This window comes from Paraburkholderia ribeironis, assembly GCF_900019265.1.
Lineage (GTDB): Bacteria > Pseudomonadota > Gammaproteobacteria > Burkholderiales > Burkholderiaceae > Paraburkholderia > Paraburkholderia ribeironis.
Window position 1 is genome coordinate 1 of the sequence record NZ_CYGX02000017.1, and the last position, 21,425, is coordinate 21,425.

Sequence of the window (21,425 nt, forward strand, 5' to 3'; positions counted from 1 at the left end):
AAAACCTGCAATCAGTAGGGGATCTCGGGACAGCGGCCAGCGCTAGGCTCGTCACGCGAAACAGTCTCCGCCCAGCTGGCAGAGACCACCGTACGTCAATGCACCTGCCCGGGACTCTGCCCAGACTGCCTCCATTTTCAAGACACGATCGTTCCAGTTTCTGGTCGACACGGTGGGGGCAGAGAATATCGCCCTGGGACTTGGATCGAACATGGCGCGAGTGGCTGAACTGACGAAGGGCGAGAGATTCACGCCCGAGACCGCCTTTCATATGGAGACCACGCTTGGGTTGCCTCACGGTTTCTTTGACCAGCCCAATCCTGCGCTCGCGGCCGAAACCATCGCCCGCCTGAAATCACCGCTCGATTTCGTCCAGACCGACGACGAACCAGAAGCAGTGTCGGAAACACCCATGCCGCCTTCCGTCCTGAACGGCGGCCAGCAACCATATCCTGAAGACAGTTTGTCCGGGGAAGCGCAGATGCCGGAAAAAGCAACGGGCGGGTCACCCAGGGCCGTCAGGAATAGTCGAAGTCGGATGGCCGAACCGCCTGCCCCTCGTGCGCCGCGAAGAGGTTCGCCCCCAAAAGACAGGACATCTGCTGGAACAACCCGACAGCAAGCGCCGGCATTGGACGACAGCGCCGCGGTCGAGAACATCCGGCGCGCTAACCTCCACCTTCTCACGGGTCGCAACGGATCGAAAGCAAGACTGGGTGTAGTCATGGCGATGAGCGGGTCCAACATGGCCCATCGGCTATATGGCAAGAAACGGCTGGATAGTGTCGAAGCAAACCGTTTCACTGAGCGACTCGGTTTGCCAGCTGGCTGGCTGGACACGCCGCGCTCGGAAGCCGAGATCCCGGAGGCTGTGTCGCATTTGCTTATGCCCGCTTCGCGCGGCCGTGCATCCATTGAACAGCACGAGACGCTCGCGGCCGCAACGAAGGATAGCGTGCCAGGGAAACCCGCCGATGCGAAGGCGCACACAGGGCGGGCGCGGGCGGGCGTCAGGACCGGCCCGGAAAGCTCTCCACTGGCTTCGACGGATGTCGCGGTAGAAAAACAATCGGTAGTCGCCAGCCAGCAGGATCATGATAGTGATGCCCCTGACGTGCTTGCGGGGCGCTCACCAGAAGAAGGTGTTGGCGAGGCGCCGGCAGCCACGCCGGCAACCCGTGCGTCGCGTCCAGCCACCGCAATCCCGCAGCAATCCCCCGTGTCGCTCCCCGCTTCCGTGACCAGCCTGGACAATCTTCACGATATCGCGCCCATCGCGGAAGCATTGATCAGGACGCTGGCAGGAAAGGCACGCACGGGCCGGCTGGACGAACTGAAGGCGCTGGAGCTATTGCAGCAGGCACTCCTCCTGTGAGTCGGTGGTAGTGTGCGACGACCTGTTCTGCAATGACGCATGAAGCGCATCGGGGTAGCCTGGCCCCGGTGCGCGCGAAGAATCACCCTGTTCCTGACCCGACGGCGGACCTTGGCTCATTGGTCGGGAAATTGCCCTGGCTTGTCGACCCCACCCGGGTGCATCAGTTTTTCGCATCGCCCTCCTTCGGATCTGCCGGATCCGTTCGCGTGTCAGGTCGGACTGTGTGCCCAGCTCCCTCACGCGTATAGTCGGACGCGCTATCGATCCCGGACCGCATTCGTAGCACCTTCGCCTCACGCGGCGACAGCGCATTGGACGCATCATCGATCGCGACAGGTATGGAACGCCAGCGCACCGCACTCCAGGGTGAAGAAGACCCTGAACGATAAGTTATCCTGACTTGAACTCAAGAATCTTTTTGCGACCGCTGGCCAGGTCTGCTATGCCATTCCATCCGGATCGACGTCTGGAACAGGTGAACTCGCGGTTCCGCCGAGGAATTGCCTGAGGCGGTGTTCGGCGCTGATGATCTTGTGCAGGGGTACAGTGGCAAGCTGCGCATCGTGCAACGCCAGCAGGCTCTCGAAAACGGGAACAGCATCTTCAGCGAGCACCCACTCGTTTGCCGCATGGGCCAGTTCAAGTGCGGCCTCCACGGCAATTTCCGCTGCCTTGAACCGTCCAACCGGTTCGCTTCCGAAACCGTCCTGCTGGAGAAACCATGCGAGGTAGACGGTTCGCATCAGCTCGTTAAACAGATGCCCGTTGCCATGACCATCGCGGCAGGCAACCAGAGCAAGATGGAAGTTCAACGATTGCTGGCGCACCGACGCCTGGTCCATCGGCAATAACATCGCTTTTGTGAGGGGCTTTCGTGGCCGGGAAACACGTGCCCCGCCTCGCCTGGAACTCATGTTGCCTGAAAATGTGTGTGTGACAGTGCGACTATTCTAGCGAGGTCTTCGCCGCGATTGGCGATTCTGGCGTCTCGCCCCTCCCCCTCCGTCGTCTTTCCGCGATAGTCCTTGCTACTGGAGCAGACCTTCTCCGGCGGTCGACGCTGGCGTGGCGACTGAATGGAGCTATAGCGCAGCAGCGCACCGCCGTGTAATCCAGCCATGAGAAAATACGCGGACACCTCGAACGGGCTTCCCGTGGGGCTGCGTCGGCGGGCACGCACGACGTGGCCCATGGCAGCGTCTTTGAATCGGAGAAAGGATGACCACGGTAGTCAGGTACGGCCTGTTCCTTCTGGCGATCGCTTTTCCGGCGCTTGCCGGCGCCCGATACGTGGAAGTGTGGAATCCGCCTGAGGCGCGAGGCGACACGCAACGGGTACAACCGGTGCGCAAGGCACCGAAGCATCGGCGCGCGAGTATGCGCACCGGGCGCGGCCAGCAGCAGCACCGCATCGTTGCGGCAGCGCCCGGCCCAAAGGCATCGGTCGCCACGGTCGGGCACCGTATGGGAGAGCCACGCTATGACGACATTCCCCGTCAGATCACGCCTGAAGGCAATGTACTTCGCGTAGGTGGGCGTCGCGCAGAGGTCGAGGTCGAACGCTGATGCAAAGTGAGCAATATAAGGGCTACATGCTGTGGGGCCATGCCATTCTGCAGCAGAAGGAAATCCTGCACTCCGAACGCTACGCCGCAAGCGGCACAATCACGAAAGTCAACAGGGTCATTGAGGCGTCCGGTGTACTCGGCGAATTTGACACGGGGGAAGAAGCGGAACGGGCGGGTATTCAATGGGCACGGGCGTGGGTGGACAGTTCGGATTGATGCCTTCGTCGTTGTTTTATCTGAACTGCGTTTGCCCGTCGTCAATTTCGTCATTTCAGGCCCTCCGCCACGACCGCCAGATACCCGGGCAACAGGGTGGTGGTTCATCGTTCAGTAGGCGGCCCGCTGTCGGGTATTTCGGGATCAGCAGGCGGTTCGGCGTCCTGGCCTCGGGTGGGCGGATCGCTACGGACCGGTAGTTGCGTATTCCGTACTGCGTTGCGCAGCTCGTCGCGCTCCGATGCGTCACGCTTACGCTGCACGATGTGACGTTCCCGCACTTCGGCATCGAGCTCGGCAAGCCGGACCTGGCGGATGCTCTCCAGCTCAGGCTGTTCGAATACGATACGCATGCGGGTGTCAGCTGCCACGCGCGCCGCGGCGGCCTGGAATGCTTCGGGGCCGGAGAGCGACAATGTCGCACCGAACTTCTGTTGCGCGAAACGCAGCGCCAGCTCGATCGCTTCGCGCTCGCTGTCCCACAACCGCAGCGTGCGGCCTTCATCGACGAGGAATGCCACACCGTCCTTTCGGTAGTCGACCTCGCCGCTGGCTTGTACCTCGTACGTGATCGATGGCCCGCGATAGATGATCTCATTGTGACCAGGCTCGACCGGTTGCTTCGCGCCATCAGATGGCCGATTGATGTTCACAGCGCGCTCGACGTCGGCGCGCTTCGCACTCAGACGGAGCTCCTGCATGCGTCGCAACTCGCGCAATGCCCGCTCGTCACCACTCTGCGCACGCTCCTGCAGGAAGTCGCGATACTGGTCCGTGATTGGCCGGCGTCCTGCGCCCTTGAGGGCGTCACGCTCCCTCACGATCCGGTCACGCAGCGCAGCCTCGCCCTCGAGTCGCGCCACGCGCGCGGCCGACAGTTGCTCACGCCGCTCCCTGGCGGAGAGATCCTTGCGATCCGCAACGGTGCTACGTGCGCGGTAGAAAGCCGCCTTAATCGTGCCGCGCCGGTCCTTCTCGAGCCGCGTCTGTTCATCCCACGCGCGGCGCAGGCCGTCGCGATTAGCTGCGCGCCATTGCTGGAACCCGGCCCACAGGTCCCGTTCGGGTGCGTGGCGCGGCGCATGGCCGGGGCTAAGTCCAACCTGCGCCCGGTACGTCTCGCGAAGCAGCTGCGCGGCTTCCGCCCACGGCAGATTCATTTCTTTCGTCAGGAAATCGGACACGTTCAGATTGCGCGAGCCCGCCCCGATCCGGTCACCGCCGTCCGCGCCTTTGCCGATGCTGTACTTCCCGACAATCAGCCCGTGTGAGTACGCGAGTGCGGCGAGCAGCCGGCTGGCATCGAGCGTCACACGGATTTCCGCGAACTCCTCCCGCTCGCGCGAGCGACGGACACGGCGTGACTCCGCAAAATCACGTGCGAACTGGTCCCGAACCGTATCCGCCTCCCGGCCGGTTGCCGCCCGCGCGCGCGAATTGAACGTGTCTGGCAGAGTCTCGTCGCCAGTATCGGACGATGCGAATGGAAGCGATCCGATCGCATCGAACGACTGAACGTCCGCCAGGCTGCGGATCTCATCTCGCGGACCGAAATCCGCTGGCAGCCGACCGCCGCCCAATGCGGGATTCAGACCAAATGGTTCGCGGCTTTGTGCGGGGCCGCCAAACGGTCCGCCGGCGCGGGTGAACTTGTCTGCGGCAGTCGCCGCAAGCCGTGCCCGCCCCGCACTGTCCGCAGCGTCCCATGAACCGTACATGCGTGCCGCGATTGCATCGAGCAGCGGGTTACTGGCGGGATCTAGCTGTTCTCTTCCCGCTCGCTCGCGATCGCCAGTCCATCGCAGTTGGTCAATTCGGTCGGCTTGGTGGTTTCCCAACTCCAGTAGTGCATCAGCCGGCAAAAGCATTTGACGTCGCGCGGCGTCGCCATCCACACCGCGGCCGGGCACACCTCGCACACGGTGTGGGGATCGGGACGACGGGCTGGATCGATCGAAGCGAGTGTCAAGGTTGTGATCCGCTCCGTGTCGCCACCGGCCCCGACGTTCGTGTCGCCCGGGCGGCGGCTCGTGCCACCGCTGTTCCCAATCTCGCCAGTCTCCTGGTCCACTACTGCTTCGTCCGGTTCGCTCATCAAATCCTCCTGCTGCGTCATAGAACCGCTGTTCGCGATGGTCAAGAATGCGCCGCTGCTCAGTCGGCGACGCGGCCTGATATGTCTTGTAGAAACTGCTACCGCTATTGAGATACTTGATCTCCCTCGCGTGCACATCGTTCCACTCGAAAAGCCCATCGAGATAATGCTGGGGTGTCGCGCGCGGGATACCCGTCTCGATGTACTCTGCATGGACGTTCCGATCGAGCGCTTCACGCTTGGCGTCGGCATCGAGTTCGATGAATTCTCGCGAGAACACGAACTCCTTCAGGTTCACACCTTTCGCCGCGCCCGCGGGCTTGACGTTTTCATATTCGCCGTCGCGACCAGCGTTACGTGTGCGGGTCTCACCGAATTCGGTGAGCATCACCCTGAAATCCTCGTAACGGGTGACGTCACGTGAAATCAGTGCCTCAAGAACCAGGGCCTTCAGCTCGCGGTTCATCGGCTCGAATACGTCGCCCTTGTACCGGCTGATCATTTCCGACGCATCGGTGAACTGCACGCGCCGGTTGTCTTTCGGACTCGCCAGCCCGTATTTCGCGTTGATATGCTCCTGAAACGCTTCGAGGAACCGGTGATGCCGGTCGACCTTCCCAAACGGCTCCAGCCGCCGGCCCGTTCGCAGGTTGACTTCGGGGATCACCACGTGAAGATGGACCTTGCGCTCGACAAGCTCGCCACTGCGCCGGTCAGCGTAGCTCTTGAGCCGTGGGACATGCGCCTCAGTATAGAAGTTGTATTCGTCCGGCCGGTAGGCAGCAAAGGCGAACGCCTCAAACTCACGCACGATCTCCGCGAGCACTTCGCGCGAGACTTCGTCTTCCTTGAACGACAGCGTAACGTTGATGTAGCGCTCTGCTTGCGTGTCCATCGACTGGATGATGTCGTTGGTCAACGCCAGATCCCCGGCCAGAATCACCCGTTCATCCATCTCATCACGCTCGAACTCACGGTCCTGCTTCTGGCCCTGCTCCAGGTAGGCCTTGATGCCGTCGTGATAGCCGCGTACCCGTATTAGCATCGATCATCGTCCCTCGTGAACGATCCGCCTGCGGGCCGAACGGCGCGACGGAGCAACATCGAAGTGTGATCGGTGACGTACATGCCATCGTCTTCCTGCCCGACATTCCGTTTCGTCCCCTGCACGACGACAGTTATCTGATATGGATAATCGAAACACATGTGCGTTGTATCCGGTCAGTCCACTTTCCCGAGCGTGCTTTTCAGATAGCGCGAGATCATCTGCAGCTGCGTGAGCAGTTGCTCGTAGGTCGCTGCCGACAGATCACCGCGCAGGTGTTCCGAATTCGCGCGAAGGGCGATCTGGTTCAGGTTGTTGCTGGTCTTGTTGAAGATGTACAGGAGCCGCTTGCGGTCCGCGCTGGCAACCGGCCGGGCGATCACCTGCGTCCGGTTCGTTAGCACGGCCTGCCTGAAAAATTCAGACTGCGTCAGTCCGCTTCGGTTCACCTTTTCAAGATAGACCGCACGGTCCGCATCCGACAACCGGAAGGCGATGGGTTTGCCGAGTCCAGCGCCATCATTCCTCTTCTTTGGCGGCATTGTCACAACCCCACTGGATGCGTGCAGTCGGCCGACTGACCCGGCAGATCGATTCGCGTTTTGTCATCGCCGATCAGATGTGCGCGGAATCCATAGGCTGGCCAATGCGCTTCGCATTCGCGCAGTGCACACATCGCCTGGTCGCCCGTCATGGGGTGGGTATAACTCGCCCACGGTAGGTACCGCCACCGCCTGTTGTGCTCAAACGCGCGCGGCCTCATCACAATCTGGATCACCCATTCGCCGGTCGGAATCATGACTGCACCTCCGTATTCATTACGCATACCATGCAGTGCTGAATGTTGGCAGAGAAGCTACCGGCCAGGATGACGCGGCAGTAGATCGCGCCGGGGTTTCAAAGGGGCCTCGCCCCTTTCGCACGAGATATTTTACGAAGCGCGTAGCGTTGCGTAAACATATCCGACGTGCCTCGCTCCACAACTTTATAACAAACACTGTAGCACCCATATAGCAGGTTTCAATCATTAATTTGCATAACTAAAGCTTTATTGAAGCTTTATTCACCACGCATTTTTGACTATCTAGCACTTTTATAGCACTATCAAACGGCGTTGACTCTTCGCAGACCTCGCCATGCCGCTCACTGACCTCACCACCGTCGCCGAAGACCTGCGCGATGCGCCCGCCACCAGCACCACCCGCTCTGAAACCGCGCAGCTTGCCGATCTGATCGAACAGATCGATGCGGCCATGGCGCGCGGAGTGTCTAGGCGCGAACTCCACGCCCGTTTGCAAAAGCGCGGCCTCACCATGAGTCTCGCGGTTTTCGACAACGCCCTGCATCGCATCCGCAAACGCATGGGCCGACGCGCACCCAACCGCACACGCACGCCCATCAGCCATCCTGCATCGCCCGCACTCATCCCTGCACCCGCCGCCCCTGTCAGGCAGATAGCACCCGCGTCGCACGCGTACACGCCTTCCGCTTCACCACCTCGCGCGGGCATCAGGACGCTCGACGAACTCGCTGCCGAAAACCCGCACCTCTCGCGCATGCAGTTGATCAAACTAGAAGCGCAGCAATACGACCCGCCGCTGCTTTCCAGCACTGGACTCGATGAAATAGCACGCAAATACGGCAGCCCGCCCAGACGCTGAGGCGTGCCGCACCGTCGATTGCGCCCGGTCGGGCGCGCGGCGCGCGCAACACCCACATTTGTGCACGCGGGCCAACCAGCGTTGCAGAGGAGCCTAGTCGACCTGGCGTGCGGTCGCGGCTCATCTTTTCTCCCCTTCCATAGCAAAAAGCCGCCGGGGTGAAGGACCCCAACGGCTTCTACTGGATCATCTCTCCGTCGTTCACGCGTCTACCGCGTCCTCCTCCGCCTCATCGGTGCCACTATCGGCGTCGACCTCGTCACCGGGTTCTTCGTCTTCACCGTCGTCATAAGCGTAGATTCGATGTTCCGGCACCTCGCGGTTACGCAGCACTTCGGGCAGCCAACCCGACTCCGACAGCCGAAGCTGCGCAGCCGCTGCAGCGCCGCCCTTCTTCATGCCGCGTAGCTCCGCTGCAGCTTCCGGTGACACGGCATCGCTGATCACCTCTTCGATGCGCGCCTTCGGTACGTGATCGAAGTAGCTGGCACGCGTAGGCTTCCAGTAATACGCCATGTCCGTTTCCTGCACATTTGTAACCTCGTTGATGGCGTGGGCACTGTCCGTCCCGCTGATACCGTCGAGCGTCGCCGCTACGCAGAATGCAAACAGCCGGGAGATGACGTCCGCCTCCTGCTGCAGCAGCCACGACAGTAACCCATCGCGACGCTTCGGCAGCACCCCCGCCCATTTCGCACGTTCGCCCTCAAGCATCTTCCAGGCGACGCTCTCTGCCATGTCGTCAGCGTTCGACACCAGCGCATCTCGTGACGTGTGCACGTCGATCCGGATCGCGTGCTCCGCAAATTGTCGCGAATAGACTTCCCCGAACACGACTGGAACCATGCGAGTCATCAGCGCAGCCATCGCCAAGCTGGGCCGCGTCATCAGTTCCGCCTGCACCGCAGCCGTCCGGTGCGCCGTGAGCCGTTTGCACAGCTTTTCGCCGTGCAGCGGCTTTGGCTTCGCCGCCGCACTACGGCTCGCCGATGCGCCATCGGTCCGCGAGCCACCGTCGGACTGCCTTCTCGCATCGTCGTGGCGCACAAGTCCGCGCTCGACGCATACCTGCCCCTCCTCATCAAGATAGACGAGAACGCCCGCGCGCTTCATGTCGTCCGCATCGAACGCTTCGAACCGCACCGCGTATTGGTCCACGGCGTATGAGGCCGCTGTCACTGCCGCGTCAAGCCGGTCATACCGGTCTTCGTCTTGTTCACGGTCCTCATCGTAGTACGCGTCAAGTTCGGCTTGCGCCGTGTCGCGCACGCTCACCAGCGCGTCAAGCTCCGCTTGCTCCTCCGTGGTCGGCTTGCGCATGGTCGAGTGCACCCGGCCATACTGCATGATCTCCATCATGTCGCCTCGCGTCCTCGTTTCTACGAATTGCCAGCCCTCTTTCGCAATGGTCTGGGATAGCTCGACGAGCCGATCCGTCGCGAGCCGATGCAGCATTTCAGAATCCTCGATATAGCCTGCATTCTGGTCGTCACTGAACAGATCTCGTCGAACGTGGCCGCCCGCCGCCTCATAGGTGTCCAGTCCGACGAACTTCGCCAGGGCGCTCTCGCGCGCGTCGATTTCCGCTTTCGTGAGCGCAGCGCGCAACTCTGACGGCCGGCGCTGCCAGGCGTTGGCTGCCTCGTTCCACACGCGTTCCTGCGTCGCGTGATCGTCGGCGAGCGCCAACGCTTTGGCCTGCTCGTAATCGAGCCTGTCATCTCGCAGCATCTCCAGCAGAACGGGCGATAGGTTGGCAATCTTGAGCGCACGCCGCACGACCATCTCGGACACTTTAAAAACGGCTGCCACGTGGGTCACGCTTTTACCCTCATCGACCAGCAGGCGGAAAGCGACCGCTTCATCTGCGACGTGCATGTCTTCTCTTTCCCTGTTCTCGGTCAGCGATGCGGCAACGGCTTCGCCTTCACTAACAACTAGCACAGGCACCTGGTAATCCTTCGTAATTCGGCCCTGGGAAAACAGCAGATCGAGCGCCGCGAGCCGCCGCTGCCCGGCGCAAACGCCGAGCTTCGGCATTTTCCCGCGCCCTTTGATCTCATGCACAACGAGATTCTGCATGAGGCCATTTTCCGCGATGGTTTCGCTCAGGCCTTCGATGCCGGTTGGCGCTTTCTTGCGTACGTTCAGCGGCGATCGGCAAAGTCGGCTGTATGAAACGTACTCGATGCTGCTGGATACGCTGAGGTTGATTGTTGTCATCAGATTGCTCCGGTTCGGCCATCGCTTCATTGCGAGGCACAGGTTAATTTTAGAGGACTTTTAGTCCTAATATGAATGGATTAATATTTAATATCGCCATATCGATTCAGTATACATTTTGAATCAATAAAGACGAATTATTCTTTGATATAAAGGGCTATTAGTCCTAAACTAAAGTCGTGCCTCGCAATGAAGCGATGGCCGAACCGGAGTTTTCCGATGACCACTGAAATCCAAAACCGTATTACTTCCTCAATCATCCCCGATGAACTGCGCCTCAACGTGCTGCCGCGCTATCTCGGTCGCCACTACCTCACCGGCGAAGGGATGGTGTACGACTGGGCCGCGCGCCTGTGCAGCAGCTACGACGGTGGCTCGTGGCATTACTTCACGCTGTCCAACGGTGGCTTCTACATGGGTCCGGCCAACATGGGCCGTGTACATGTGCGCTGGCATCTGAACGGCTACAACGACATGATGGGCGCGGATGCCTTCGGCATCACCGTGACGCTCTTCGCTCTGTGCCACCTCGCGGAAAAGACGCAGGACGACGCCATCATCGAACGTTTCCACCAGCTGCGTGAGTTCGCCGCGCAACACGTAGAAGCCGCCAACATCCTGCGCGCCATCGACTAACTGACCGGCCCCGGCCTGCCGGCCGGGTCTGCTCCTTCATTGGGGAACAGCATGAACACTCTTGCAAGCCGCTTTGCCAGCAACGCCGTTGTCCTTCGCTCGGACAATCCGCTGACGAACAACGAAATCGCGGAAGTTGCGCCGTCCATCCTTGCGCAATCTGCGCACGAAAGCCGCTCGGCGCGATACAGCTATATCCCGACTGTTGATGTGCTCAACGCCCTGCGCAAGGAAGGTTTCCAGCCCTTCATGGTCTGCCAGACCCGCGTGCGCAATGAGGGCATGCGTGACTACACGAAGCATATGCTCCGTCTGCGCCATGCCGACCAGATCACTGGTAGTGAGGCCAATGAGGTCATCCTCCTCAATAGCCACAATGGCGCGTCGAGCTACCAGATGATCGCCGGAATGTTCCGCTGGGCGTGCCAGAACGGCATCGTGTGCGGCAACGTGCTGAACGATATCCGCGTCCCGCATAAGGGCAACGTGATCGGTGAAGTGATCGAAGGCGCGTTCAAGGTGCTGAAGAGCTTCGAAGCAACGACAGAGCAGCGGGAAGGCATGGCGGCAACCGTGCTCGATGAGGGCGAACAGGTTGCCTTTGCCCGCGCAGCGCTCACGTTGCGCTACGAGGAGGACAGGCCTGCACCGGTTACGGAACGCCAGGTTCTCGCGCCCCGCCGGGTGGAAGATCGCGCGCCCGATCTCTGGACCACTTTCAACCGTGTCCAGGAAAACATGATTCGTGGCGGGCTGCAGGGTCGCAATGCGAGCGGCCGGACGACCACGACCCGTGCCGTTGCAGGTATCGACCAGAACATCCGCCTGAATCGGGCCCTGTGGGTGCTGGCTGACGAACTGCGCCGCCTGCGCGGCTAACCGGATCGCCCCGACCTTGCGGTCGGGGCGTGTCCAGAAGGGGGAATTCACATGGATCCGCTCAATACCCGTCCTACGTGGCTGGCCGCCCTGCTGCCACTCTTGGCTGTATGGCAGTACGGAGACCGGAGCATAGTTCGTGGCGAACTGTACCGCATGGCCCTGTCGGCTGACGCGGCGGCACAATCCGCTGACGCACTCCAACGCATTGCCCGCATGCTCAACCGCGATGGCAATCCGGTAGAGATGCACTGCAAGGAGTTGCGCGCCATCGCCCTCGCCGCGCTAGCTGGCTTCGAACGCGTACCGCCTTGTGCGCCCGTTGCAATGCTCATGGAGCACAACGGAAGTCTGCATTAAATTCGTCATCCTGATTAATCGTTAATGCCCGCGTGGAGGTCACGCGGGCCTGTGAGGTACTCGTCACTGACGTTTTGTCATTGTCGAAATCGAGCGGGACTGCCGCGCCCCGCCGCCCCTCCCCCTGCAAGCTAGGACGCTGGATAATCACGGGAGCATCGCGCGCGCCGCGCGCCCGGATCGAGGCGCACGGGGTCCCCCATGGCCGCATCGCCGGACATGGGGAGAGCGCCGGCGCGCCGCGTCAGCGGCGGGACGATCCGGTACGGGCAGACCACCGGCCCGGGGTCGTCAAGCGCCCGCAGGGCGCGTGAATCCCCCGCGGCGTGAGCCGTGGGGGCTGGATAATTACGGAAGCACAGCGCGCCGCGTCAGCGGCACGACGATCCGGTACGGCCCGGGCCGGGCACCGGCCTGGGCCGTCAAGCGTCCGGAGGGCGCCTGTATCCCCCGCGGCGTAAGCCGTGGGGACTGGATCTTCACGAAACACATGGAAAAATAAACGGTTTGAGGTAAGGATGAGCTATCACATCGAAATCCGGGCCACCTGCCTGAGATCGGCGGAGGACGGCTGGGAGCAGCCGAGCGGAGCCGAGATTCAGGAGGTTATCCGCCGCACCGGCTTGCCGGGACGCGCGGTTGCGCGCTATCTCGGCTTGTCGGAATATGGCGGTCGGCAGGTGCGCCGCTGGATCAGCGAAGACGCCGCAATCCCTTACTCGGCCTGGGCCTTGTTATGCGACCGAGCCGGCCTTGGGTGTATCTGGCGCCCAGCAGCAGACCAAGCCGGGCCGGATTCACTCCCCTAACGGTGCGCCTTGTGCCCGCACCGACTCGAGGGAACGTTTTATAAATACAGTTGGCGATCTTGAACCGGAAAACTGGCAGGTGATGCCCGAGCTCGTAAACACCCGCCGCGCAGTCGCGCGGACTGCAAGGACTCCCCTGATATTGGGGAGTGACGAGATGCAGGAGCTGGAAGCTCGGCGACGAAATTGGCTCTCCTCACACGGCCGCGGCACCCTGCTAATACTAGAACATCGTTGCATTCAGCCCGAGACGCGTCGAAAGACAACGTCGTCAATGATGCCCGGCTCGACGAGTATGGCTATTGTGACGACTACATGTTGGCCGTCGATCGGCGGCAGTTTCCCGATGTGCCGGGCCAGTCCGAAGGATTCGGCTTCCGGACCGCCTACGACATCGTGTGCATAGCACTCGATGAGTGGAAAGCCGGTCCTGTGATGCCATTCAATCAGGTCTCCCACGCGCCCGACCTATAACTCGGCATTACGGACGAATTGTTGTGCATTGTGAATGCCAATCATGAAACGACATCGAACGGCGGTTCGATACGCTCGCTACCGATCAGCCGGTGGGTCTCCAAATCAAAAAGTAAAGCGAGGAGGTGCATCCTCGACGCGACCATCTTCGGCGGCAGCACGAGACGCATGGTGGTGAAACGGTCTCGATTAACTCAATGACCGTGCATGCGAGCTAGGGGAGATGCTTGAGCAGGTCTGCGAGGTGCGGAGCCGAGTGCTCGCGGATCGTTTAAGCCTTGGTGGTGGCTTTCGCTTTGGTACGCAGAAACACGAACGAGTGGAGCGCAAAGGATAGGTCCTTATGCGCCAACACTTCCGACTCATGAATCGTCAACGGGTTGAGCTTCACCCGCTTGATGGCCAGCTTACCGGCCGCGGAGGCGATAAAGGCACGCATGAAGTCCTTTTGCGCCTTACCGTCCGCCTTGTGATACGCCTCACGACCGAGGTCGGCGTTCTCGACGGTCTGTGTTTTGCTGCGCTCCTCTGCCGCTGCGGTGCTGGCGGCGACGGCCGCTATCGCCAGTTGCTTCGCGCCGGACTCCGCCCTCTCCTGCTCCTGCTGCTGTTGCTGTACCGTTAGCATTTTGCGGTCAGCGTCTGATAGCTTGTAGCCATCGGTGATAGCTTTTAGCAGGTAGGCGCCTGGACTCTTCTTGACTTGGCCGGAGTCGACCTTGGCTCGCGTGTATTCGATTGCCTGGAGAATACGCTCATCGGACCACACAGCGCGGTTTTGCGAGATGGTGTTGAACTGCTTTTCGGTGAAGCCGAATTCGTTCTTCAGCGTCGTGTATATCTCTTGCGCGCCAAGCAGGCTAGCTCGAATAGCTCCAGCGGTTTCTTTGCGCGTCAACCTGAAACGAATCCGGTCAATCTTTTTCGACTTCGGGCTCACGGTGCGAGTCTCGTAGCTAAGGTCGATGTCGGAGACTGCGTTAATCTGCTTAACCGCCTTGTCGAGGTTGTCGCGTTTGAAGTACTTGAATTCGGTTGCAGTCGACGCAGCCTTCCCAGGCCAGCCACGTACCACATCGACTTCGATCCACTCGGTTATGCCTTCTGCCACGTAACCGATGACGTGGTCGTAAATGGCTCGAGCATAGGTAAGCGTGAAGGCAGAGGTGATTCGCAGGCTCAGCCAGTGCGACTTCACCGGATCCTTAATGTGCGGAATGAGCGGCTCAGGAACCGCAAAAGTGATACGCCCTTTGTCGATACCGACGATACCGATGAGCTGTACGGACACCCACTTTTCGTCCTCCGCGGACGTGCTGCCAAGGGGCGAGGCCGAAACCTGAATCAAGGCTTTTTGAGCCTCGGACACGACTGTTCGCAGATGCTTGTAGTTGTAGCTGTCATAACGCATGAGCCATCGGAAGTAGCTCAGCTCGACGTCATAGATCTTCGGGGTAGTCGGCTCTTGCGCCACGATGAAGTGCGCTGCGTCCAGGAGTCGCCTGGCCGTAATACCCACATCGGTGATGTCTATAAAAACGTTGTTACGCTGATAGCCAATCTCTTTCGTCGATTCGTTGATCGGTGTATCGGTGGTGAGCATCTCCTCGAACAGCTCGAACGACAGCTGGCGCGAGGTTGCGCGTGTCGTAATGTTGTTTGCCATCGAGGATCCTGCCCCTAGTTGCCGGTCGCGGAGACTCTATCACGTGTAGGTGAGATGTCAAAACAAAAAGACTCACCATGAAATGGGGCATTTCAACAATTCTAATCACCCACCATTGGGACGTGTGTGTTCAACAAATCTACTTACCTTCTTCCTTTTTTGGGGTCGAGCGTCGCGATGAACGGTGGTATGTTTTTCAAAGTCTTTTAAAAGCGAAAACCAACCAACTAACAACAGAGAAACCGCGATCCCTGTAAAAACAATGGGTTATTCCCTTGAGGGTGAGCAGTTTTGTGCTAGAGGTGAGGACTTTTGTGGGCAGAAGGTGAGTAGAAATCCTTGACTAGCGTGAGAGGTTTACCAGCGTCAGGTGAGTGATTCTGTAGGCGCGAAGTGACGGTGAGAATTTTTGTTGAATATCGCTTCCCATCGCGGGGACCTCTACCTGGCGGGGTTTGCCGGCCAAAAATAGCTTGAAATGGGTGAGTGGTTTTGTTGAAGGATGGTGAGTGCTTTTGTGGCACCACGCAGTTGGCGTGCTCGATTTATCAGCATGAACAGCACCAAGGTCCACCGGACGGCCGTTTGCGGGCAGCGCATCTGTGGATAACACAATAACCGGTTGATGATGGTGAGTATTTTTGTAGGCAAGTGCAGTTGTCCTTGCAGTGAAAACCAGCATGACGCTTGCGTTGACTCCGGCCGGGGATCGATGAACTCTCTGGGGCAAAAACATGCCCCGCATTTCGCGGCAATGCGATGTGCCCGCAACGCGATGGTGAGAGGAATTGTTGAAAGAAGCATGACGGGCACGTCAACTGGCAGATTTCAACAATTCTTCTCACCCACCTTCACAACCCTACTTCAACGTATTTCAACAATTTCTCTCACCATGAAGTTTCGGAATGCGTTCGCACGAGCAGCCAGTTCTGGCTCTTCTGTCGTGCCGTTCGATCTTTTTTCGTTGTTTTTCAGTGGATTAGGGGGGGAATTTAAGAAACTAGCTTATGCGACAGCGATTTTTTTAAAGTTTTCGAGTATTCTACGCTTCGTCACGATTTCCGGTGAAAGTGTAAAAACCATGTCTAAAGTCGAATTTCCCGCTATCACACGCAAGGTTCCACTAGCGAAAATCGCTAAATTTGCGAAAAAACTGGACGGGCTGACGGCTGAGCTGCGCGAGCAGATTCTCACGCCGAGGCCGCGAAAGTCACCACCGAACTTTACGACTGCCGAAGTAGCAGACCTGTGCGGGCTGGACCGGACCAAGCTTCACTACCAAGCGACGCGGGAAGGAAGCACGTTGCCGCCGGGCGTTGCACACGGCACGGGCCGCAGCCGGCTGTTTACCTTGGCCGAGGCGCGCACCTACGTACAACAGTTGTCGGAAATCTATCAGTCGCCGCTCGTGACCGGTCGCGACGCAGATGGCAAAATTGTTCTAGTCGCCAACTTTAAGGGTGGGTCGACGAAGACTACGACGACGATGTGTATCTCGCAAGGGTTGTCGTTGCGGGGACGGAAAGTGCTTGTGGTTGACCTGGACCCACAGGCCTCCCTGTCTGAACTCTGCGGACTCTATGCCGAAAACGAGGTCGATGAGGATTCGACCGTTCTCCCTTTTATTTATAACGAGGAGATGGAAGGCGGACTGGAATCTGCGATCAAGGAAACTTATTGGGACGGCTTGGATGTGATTCCCGCGCATCCATCGCTGTTCAGTGCGGAGTTCTTCATCCCCTCGATGCTGAAGACCCGCCCGAGCTATCAGTTTTGGGCAATCCTGCGGAAAGGCTTGGAGCCGCTGCGTAAGAAGTACGACTACATCATTCTGGACACAGCTCCCTCCCTCTCCTACCTCACATTGAACGCATTGATGGCGGCTGATTCGATGGTGATGCCCTTGGTGCCGGAGAGCCTAGACTTCATCAGTTCGGTATCGTTTTGGGGGCTGTTTTCGGATATAGCCGCGAACTTCATGGAGAAGGAGTCTGACAAGGTCTACGATTTCATCTCCGTGATTCTGTCGAAGGTGGATACAAGCCCGACGTCGTCAGCACCCATCGTTCGCTCTTGGACGCAACGCGCCTACGAAGACTGGTTGACCACGACCGAGATTCCGGCGAGTTCGGTGATGAGCAACGGCGCGCTCGCGCTCTCAACAGTGTTCGACCTCAGCAAATCCGACGGGGTCTCAAAGACGGTGCAGCGTGTACGGCAACCACTGGTTGAATACTGCAAGTGGATTGACAACATGTACGTCGACGAATGGAGTCTCTCACAATGAGCAGCATTCGTGATCGTATGGCTCTACAAACCGCCAACCTCCGGAAGACGTCCTCAATTTCTGACGAGGAGATGGACGCGACCAAGCCCGTGCTCGAGAAGCCGAAGACAGGGCCTGGGATGGCAGGGGCCTTGGCAGCCGCACAACTTAAAATTCAAGAGTTGGAAGCGAGTGGCGGCCAAGCAACGATTCCGGTTGCGGAGGTTGTGCCGAATCCATGGCAGCCGCGGCGGATTTTTGTCGAGGCCGAGCTTTCAGATCTTGCAGAGTCTATTCGCGAAAAGGGGTTGGTTCAGCCGGTGGCGGTGCGGCGCGTTGAGTCCGGCTACCAACTGGTCGCTGGTGAGCGGCGATTGCGCGCGCACAAAATCTTAGGTATGGAGCAAATCAAGGCCGTCATAGTCGAGTGCTCCGATGAGGATATGGTTGTTCTCGCGTTGGTAGAGAACATCGGGCGGTCCAACCTGACCGACTATGAAATAGCGACTTCGCTTCGTCGTGCGGAAGCAGAGTTTCCGAATCGAAAGCGGCTCGCTGAGTCACTCGGCATGTCTCGCTCTGGGCTCTATCAATTTTTGGCGTTCGAGAAGCTACCTGATTTCATCAAGGAGCAATTGGACTTGCAACCCGCGTTGCTTGGGTGCAACGCCGCAGAGGAGATTGTGTCGGCTATCAAAAGGCATGGCGCTGCCGGTTTGGCTGCGGCAAAGGACTTATGGTCGGACGTTCTCAAAGGGGAAATTCTCCAGGGCCGATATGCTGCCGCAATCATAGCGCAGGCCACCCGTCAGGCTTCACGAACGGAGGCCCGCGAGCGGAGCATCGCGAAGTTCTTTTCGGGCAAGGAACAGGCCGGTAGCATTACCAAGGACGTGAACTCGTTCACCGTCAAAATCAAGACCGGGTCGCTTAGTGAAGCTCAAGAGACTCGAATCCGGCAACTTATCAGTGAGCTGTACAGGGAAGAACCGAGCACGCAGCAATAATCGAACTCACCGAAGATAAGCCCGCAGACTGCGGGCTTTTTTGGTCCATTGCCAAATGCGGGCTGCCCGCAGATCAACGCTAGAGTGTCAGTAATGCGGACACTCAGAAATAGCCCGGACCTCCCAATAGCGCTCTACCCCGGGCGACGTGGTGCGGTGTCAGTAGTACCGACACTCCGGCGATCTATGCCTTTGACGTCTGCTGGTCAGGCGTCGCCTGAAAGAGAAGAGCCTGAACAAGGCCTGACTGTTTGGGAGAGAGACATGCCGCCTAATGGACGATGCGACCGGAGAGCCTGCGAAGCAACTCGAACGCTAGTGTCCATGGTTCCCAGTAATTCCGCCAACCTGACTTGGGACCGCGCCTGAGGTGGGGCGCTGGAAGCGCCGGAGGCCCACCCGCTGGTGCAGTGCCGCACATTACTGGCTGGCATAGAGCGAACTGCCGCTGCCCTCGCCGGAACTCATCTGCCCGGAGCCTGGCGGGCCGGCGGGGCATGTGGCGTGGCGTGCGTGACCCGCCCATGCAACGCGGGCGGCAGCTAGCCTGCTGTCGTGAAAATCTGGCCGGAGAAGGCGAGGTGCGGCTTTTACCGTGCGTCTTGCGAGGGGTGCTGTCCGCCGTGAGCCCTTATTTAGGCGGGGCGGTTGCGCGCAGCCGGCGGTCTGGCCTGTCGAGATGCGGCGGGGGTAACACATGCGTTTGCCTCGGCGAGCATTTCGCAGACTTAGTCGATACGCAGGTGCGTATGCTGCGGAAGCGCTGAAGGTCGACGAGGCGTCAGGAGAGCCGGCGCCTCCATAGAGCGGCGTTCCTCGCGCGCCAGCGTGCCACGCACGGCGACCCGGACGGCCGCTATAGGGTGCGACAGCTGACCGAGTCCCATGTCGAAGGGTTTTGGCGCTACACGGCCACACATTGGTGTTCCGGGCAGACCGGCCGCGATCACAGCCACTTGGACGCCACTAGAACATGGCGGGCTCGCATATCGAGAGAGTCGGCCGCATGTGACTGGTGCGCGGCGGATTTTCCGTGCTTGAGCGTGAAACGGAAACAACGCTGGACGTGATCTAGGTCGTGCAACAGCGCGTAGAGGTCCGGGCATCACCTCTGATTTGAATCAAGGCGGACGCGGCGCGGGGCAGAATCGTCCTTCTGAATGCAGCGGACATTACCACGGGGAAACCTGAAAAAGCGATTCGCGCTTCCGTGTCGATCGCCGTGCTTCGCAACGATCGCCTGCATCGCGACCGTGGTCGCGATGCCCGATGCGACGACAGAGCACGACTGCAGCTACCACGGGCGGATCCTGTTCCTTGGGGCGCGGCCCACGGCCGACGCCGTGGGCCGCGCCCCTCGAGCGGCTGCTAACCGCCGTATGGTGCATCGACACCCGGGGCTGGTGCGAGCGGGATCATTTACAACATTTGGATATCGGCGATCTGATGGAGCGCCCGGCGGCAGGTGCGACACGCGAGCTCCAGCAGCTCGAGACCGGGTGGTGCGTTGTCTCCGGCGTGCGGGTGCGAGCATCGCGGTGGCCCGGAGGTGATCGTTCGGCGTGAAGAAGGACATAAGATCCTCAAGTCGATTTTTCCCGCCAGACCGGCAGCACGGGGTGGGTGGGTCGGTCGGAAGGATCTTTTGGTGACAACTGATGCTTGATGCTTGATGCGTGATGCGATGTGGGCTAATCTGACGGGGTGTGAAACAACTCGATGCAATGGAGGTCCCATGCGAACCACCCTCGATATCGACGACGACGTGCTCGCCGTCGCGCGCATGCGCGCCGACCGCGAGCACGTGTCGATCGGCCGCATCATCTCGCAACTCGCGCGCGCAGCGCTGCAGCGTCCCGCAGCCGCTCCGGCCATGCGAAACGGCTTGCCGGTGCTGCCGAACGCCCGCACCGCGCGGACGGTCACGCCCGAACTCGTCAACCAGCTGCTCGACGAAGCGCCCTGATGACGTATCTGCTTGACGTCAATGTACTAATTGCGCTGCTCGACGCCGGTCATGTACAGCACGAGGCCGCGCACGAATGGTTCGGCCGGGCAGGGCACGCCGCTTGGGCGACCTGCCCGCTGACTGAAAACGGCGTGCTTCGCATCATCGGCAATCCGCGCTACCCGAATACGCTGGAGACGCCTGCCGCGGTCGCGCCGCTTGTCGCGCAGCTGCGCGCACATCCTGGCCACACATTCTGGTCTGACGACCTGAGCCTGCTCGATCCGGAGCACGTTGACGTCAGCCGCGTACTCGCGACCGACCAGGTGACCGACACGTACCTGCTTGCCCTCGCGCGGCGCCACGGGGGAACGCTGACCACCTTCGACCGCCGGCTGGTCGTCGATGCGGTGCCGGATGGTGCGCGCCACCTCGAAGTCATTAGTTGATGCTGGTGCCGCGCTCCTGAGACTCGCTCTTCGCGGGACTTACGAACGCCAATCGCGATTCGGGCCTAAGAAAACGAGGGAACATTAGGGCGATCATGCGGCTGCACTTTCCTGCACCAGTGAAACATCCCAAGGTAGATGTCTTTCGCCCGTAAAGCCCTGTCGGGCAAGGCTTGCGCCGATGTTTGCATCGAATGTTTCACGGGCGTGGGTCGTCTGCGTGTTTCCGGACGGCGGTCTTTGCCTTGGTCGGCCTCCAATCTCACAGCTCGTGCATGCGAAAGGCAAACTTGTAGTGAAAAACACGTAATATGTAACGCCACGCTAAGTGCGGTTTCCGCTCCGCTAAAACATTATCTCGATTTCCAGACGCGACGATTCACTATGCCGGGAAGAGGGGCTTTCCATATCCGAGAGAGATGACTCGGAGTGCGCCGCGCGCCACATCTTCCACGGACTGTTACGGACACGCAGAGTTCATGCCGAGTTGTTGGGTGACCCGTCTGCCGATCTCGGGCGATGCGAAAGCCGTGACGATACTGCCCGGCCGGGTCGCGGCAACTGATCACGCCGGCGAACTTCGCGGCTACGAAAGCAAATATCGCAGGGAGGGAAACCTGCGGGACTGTGACGAACGACGTCAAAGCAGCCGCTACCGAGAGTGAGACGGGATCAAACGCCGCGAAACGAGTGTGGCGAATGTGGGTGCAGCTGAGCGCTGAGGGCCGACGCCTGCATCGTTCGT

General features: G+C 59.9%; 20 protein-coding genes. 13 read left to right on the top strand and 7 right to left on the bottom strand.

The window, feature by feature from the left end; all coding sequences use genetic code 11:
* Window positions 1-211: 211 nt before the first annotated feature.
* Window positions 212-1,375: a hypothetical protein gene (locus BN2475_RS08735; RefSeq protein ID WP_245841213.1), complete on the top strand. Its 1,164-nt coding sequence runs from the start codon at window positions 212-214 to the stop codon at window positions 1,373-1,375.
* Window positions 1,376-1,818: 443 nt separating this feature from the next.
* On the opposite strand, the gene BN2475_RS08745 is transcribed toward BN2475_RS08735, so the two are convergent.
* Complete coding sequence (locus BN2475_RS08745) at window positions 1,819-2,220, bottom strand: hypothetical protein (protein ID WP_094779206.1); 402 nt, start codon at window positions 2,218-2,220, stop codon at window positions 1,819-1,821.
* A 376-nt stretch (window positions 2,221-2,596) separates the two neighbouring features.
* Here BN2475_RS08745 and BN2475_RS08750 point away from each other — a divergent pair, with 376 nt between their 5' ends.
* Together BN2475_RS08750 and BN2475_RS08755 are read left to right on the top strand one after the other, a co-directional pair.
* Complete coding sequence (locus BN2475_RS08750) at window positions 2,597-2,944, top strand: hypothetical protein (RefSeq protein WP_094779148.1); 348 nt, start codon at window positions 2,597-2,599, stop codon at window positions 2,942-2,944.
* Entirely contained in the window at window positions 2,944-3,162 is a 219-nt protein-coding gene (locus BN2475_RS08755; RefSeq protein ID WP_094779149.1) for a hypothetical protein, read from the top strand. Before BN2475_RS08750 ends, BN2475_RS08755 begins: the two co-directional genes overlap by 1 nt.
* 104 nt (window positions 3,163-3,266) lie before the next feature.
* Here BN2475_RS08755 and BN2475_RS08760 read toward each other — a convergent pair whose 3' ends face one another.
* From BN2475_RS08760 to BN2475_RS08770, 3 genes are all read right to left on the bottom strand, one after another.
* Window positions 3,267-6,302: an LPD7 domain-containing protein gene (locus tag BN2475_RS08760; protein ID WP_094779150.1), complete on the bottom strand. Its 3,036-nt coding sequence runs from the start codon at window positions 6,300-6,302 to the stop codon at window positions 3,267-3,269.
* Between the two features lie 176 nt (window positions 6,303-6,478).
* Window positions 6,479-6,844 (bottom strand): plasmid mobilization protein, encoded by a 366-nt coding sequence (locus tag BN2475_RS36495; RefSeq protein ID WP_094779151.1) that lies wholly within the window; start codon window positions 6,842-6,844, stop codon window positions 6,479-6,481.
* A 2-nt stretch (window positions 6,845-6,846) separates the two neighbouring features.
* A complete protein-coding gene (locus BN2475_RS08770) occupies window positions 6,847-7,101 on the bottom strand; it encodes a hypothetical protein (RefSeq protein ID WP_094779152.1) in 255 nt (84 codons plus the stop codon).
* Window positions 7,102-7,438: 337 nt separating this feature from the next.
* Here BN2475_RS08770 and BN2475_RS08775 point away from each other — a divergent pair, with 337 nt between their 5' ends.
* Window positions 7,439-7,963: a hypothetical protein gene (locus tag BN2475_RS08775; RefSeq protein ID WP_245841215.1), complete on the top strand. Its 525-nt coding sequence runs from the start codon at window positions 7,439-7,441 to the stop codon at window positions 7,961-7,963.
* Between the two features lie 201 nt (window positions 7,964-8,164).
* Here BN2475_RS08775 and BN2475_RS08780 read toward each other — a convergent pair whose 3' ends face one another.
* Window positions 8,165-10,186 carry a ParB/RepB/Spo0J family partition protein gene (locus BN2475_RS08780; RefSeq protein ID WP_094779207.1) on the bottom strand — a complete coding sequence of 674 codons (2,022 nt, stop codon included), beginning with the start codon at window positions 10,184-10,186 and terminating at the stop codon, window positions 8,165-8,167.
* Between the two features lie 219 nt (window positions 10,187-10,405).
* On the opposite strand from BN2475_RS08780, the gene BN2475_RS08785 reads away from it, so the two are divergent.
* The 5 genes from BN2475_RS08785 (at window position 10,406) to BN2475_RS08805 (ending at window position 13,344) form a co-directional block, all read left to right on the top strand.
* Window positions 10,406-10,822, top strand: a complete 417-nt coding sequence (locus tag BN2475_RS08785) for an antirestriction protein (RefSeq protein ID WP_094779153.1) — start codon at window positions 10,406-10,408, stop codon at window positions 10,820-10,822.
* 51 nt (window positions 10,823-10,873) lie between these two features.
* Entirely contained in the window at window positions 10,874-11,701 is an 828-nt protein-coding gene (locus BN2475_RS08790) for a DUF932 domain-containing protein (RefSeq protein WP_094779154.1), read from the top strand.
* A 51-nt stretch (window positions 11,702-11,752) separates the two neighbouring features.
* Complete coding sequence (locus BN2475_RS08795; RefSeq protein ID WP_094779155.1) at window positions 11,753-12,061, top strand: hypothetical protein; 309 nt, start codon at window positions 11,753-11,755, stop codon at window positions 12,059-12,061.
* A 518-nt stretch (window positions 12,062-12,579) separates the two neighbouring features.
* Entirely contained in the window at window positions 12,580-12,870 is a 291-nt protein-coding gene (locus BN2475_RS08800; protein WP_094779156.1) for an NUDIX hydrolase, read from the top strand.
* Between the two features lie 234 nt (window positions 12,871-13,104).
* Complete coding sequence (locus BN2475_RS08805) at window positions 13,105-13,344, top strand: hypothetical protein (protein ID WP_094779157.1); 240 nt, start codon at window positions 13,105-13,107, stop codon at window positions 13,342-13,344.
* A 271-nt stretch (window positions 13,345-13,615) separates the two neighbouring features.
* Here BN2475_RS08805 and BN2475_RS08810 read toward each other — a convergent pair whose 3' ends face one another.
* Window positions 13,616-15,010, bottom strand: coding sequence for a replication initiation protein (locus BN2475_RS08810; RefSeq protein ID WP_094779158.1), 1,395 nt, complete (start codon window positions 15,008-15,010; stop codon window positions 13,616-13,618).
* 343 nt (window positions 15,011-15,353) lie between these two features.
* Window positions 15,354-15,692 carry a hypothetical protein gene (locus tag BN2475_RS33490; RefSeq protein ID WP_143325753.1) on the bottom strand — a complete coding sequence of 113 codons (339 nt, stop codon included), beginning with the start codon at window positions 15,690-15,692 and terminating at the stop codon, window positions 15,354-15,356.
* A 399-nt stretch (window positions 15,693-16,091) separates the two neighbouring features.
* On the opposite strand from BN2475_RS33490, the gene BN2475_RS08815 reads away from it, so the two are divergent.
* From BN2475_RS08815 to BN2475_RS08830, 4 genes are all read left to right on the top strand, one after another.
* Window positions 16,092-17,297, top strand: coding sequence for a ParA family protein (locus BN2475_RS08815; RefSeq protein ID WP_094779208.1), 1,206 nt, complete (start codon window positions 16,092-16,094; stop codon window positions 17,295-17,297).
* Window positions 17,294-18,283 carry a ParB/RepB/Spo0J family partition protein gene (locus tag BN2475_RS08820; RefSeq protein WP_094779209.1) on the top strand — a complete coding sequence of 330 codons (990 nt, stop codon included), beginning with the start codon at window positions 17,294-17,296 and terminating at the stop codon, window positions 18,281-18,283. The genes BN2475_RS08815 and BN2475_RS08820 overlap by 4 nt, the downstream gene beginning before the upstream one ends.
* Window positions 18,284-20,018: 1,735 nt before the next feature.
* Entirely contained in the window at window positions 20,019-20,249 is a 231-nt protein-coding gene (locus BN2475_RS08825) for a CopG family transcriptional regulator (RefSeq protein WP_094779159.1), read from the top strand.
* Entirely contained in the window at window positions 20,249-20,680 is a 432-nt protein-coding gene (locus BN2475_RS08830; protein ID WP_094779160.1) for a TA system VapC family ribonuclease toxin, read from the top strand. The genes BN2475_RS08825 and BN2475_RS08830 overlap by 1 nt, the downstream gene beginning before the upstream one ends.
* The last annotated feature ends 745 nt before the right edge of the window (window positions 20,681-21,425 follow it).